The organism is Arhodomonas sp. KWT, assembly GCF_010993615.1.
Window position 1 is genome coordinate 1 of the sequence record NZ_WNXE01000501.1, and the last position, 1180, is coordinate 1180.

At 72.8% G+C, this 1180-nt stretch carries 3 protein-coding genes; 1 reads left to right on the top strand and 2 read right to left on the bottom strand.

Annotation, left to right across the window (positions count from 1 at the left end):
- A partial coding sequence (locus G7A99_RS20220) for a sigma-70 family RNA polymerase sigma factor (RefSeq protein ID WP_163143630.1) occupies window positions 1-236 on the top strand: 236 nt, incomplete at its 5' end.
- A gap of 30 nt (window positions 237-266) precedes the next feature.
- Here G7A99_RS20220 and G7A99_RS20225 read toward each other — a convergent pair.
- Together G7A99_RS20225 and radC are read right to left on the bottom strand one after the other, a co-directional pair.
- Window positions 267-512, bottom strand: coding sequence for a hypothetical protein (locus G7A99_RS20225; protein WP_163143632.1), 246 nt, complete (start codon window positions 510-512; stop codon window positions 267-269).
- A 74-nt stretch (window positions 513-586) separates the two neighbouring features.
- Window positions 587-1180: DNA repair protein RadC (gene radC / locus G7A99_RS20230; RefSeq protein ID WP_163143635.1), on the bottom strand; the 594-nt coding region annotated here is incomplete at its 5' end.

A 1180-nucleotide genomic window follows, 5' to 3' on the forward strand; every position in this document is an offset into this window, starting at 1 on the left:
CCGAGGTCGAGGGCGATGACTGGCGCAGCCACCAGCACGAGGCCCTGACCTCGGCGCTGGCGGAGCTCGACGAGCGCAGCCGCGACATCATCGCGCGGCGCTGGCTCAACGACGGCAAGGCGACCCTGCAGTCCCTGGCGGACCAGTACGGCGTCTCCGCCGAGCGCATCCGCCAGCTCGAGAAGAACGCCCTCGGCAAGCTCCGCGGGGCCATGGGCGGGGCGGCGGCGGCCTGAGTCCGTCGCCGCCCGGCGACGGCGGCATCCTCAGGGGGTGCTGCCGTCGAAGCCCTCCCCCCAGGGCCAGCTCCGCTCGTTGAGACAGCGGAGCAGATCCGCGTCGGTCATCGCCTCCAGCTCCCGCTCGGCCTCCAGCCACGTCGCCGACTCCAGCGGCGCCTGACACGCCCCACCGCCGCTCTGCGGCATGAAAAGCACCATGTGCACCCCGTAGGACTCGCGCCCCACGAAGGCGGTCCAGCTGCGTCCGTCGTCCGCGGTAATCGTTCGCATCGCCCGTCGCTCCACGCCGGCCGTGTATGTCCCCGGGCGCCGGGCCCGGTCCGTCAGGGAATGGACGTCTTTCCCTAGAGCAGCCCGCGCTCGGCGAAGCTCACCACCTCACCGTCGCCGACCACGAAGTGGTCCAGCACCCGCACGTCCACCAGCGCCAGCGCGTCGCGCAGGCGCCGCGTGATCTGCTCGTCCGCCCCGCTCGGTTCCGCGACGCCGGAGGGGTGATTGTGGGCCACGATCACGGCGGCCGCGTTGTGCGCCAGCGCCCGGCGCACCACCTCCCGCGGGTGGACCTGGGCGGCGTCGATGGTGCCGCGGAACAGCTCCTCGAAGGCGATCACCCGGTGACGGTTGTCCAGGAACAGCGCGGCGAACACTTCCGCGGACTGGTGGCGCAGCCGCGCGGTGAGGAACAGCCGCGTATCGCCGGGGCTGGTGAGCGCGTCCCCGCGTACCAGCCGCTCGTGGAGATGGCGCCGGGCCATCTCCAGTACCGCCTGAAGCTGGGCGAACTTCGCCGGCCCCATGCCCGGGTGGGCAGCGAACCGGTCCTGGTCCGCCTCCATGAGCCCGCGCAGCCCGTCGAAGGCCGCGAGCATCTCCCGGGCCACGTCCACCGCCGTGCGCCCCTGCCGTCCGGTGCGCAGGAATATCGCCAGCAGCTC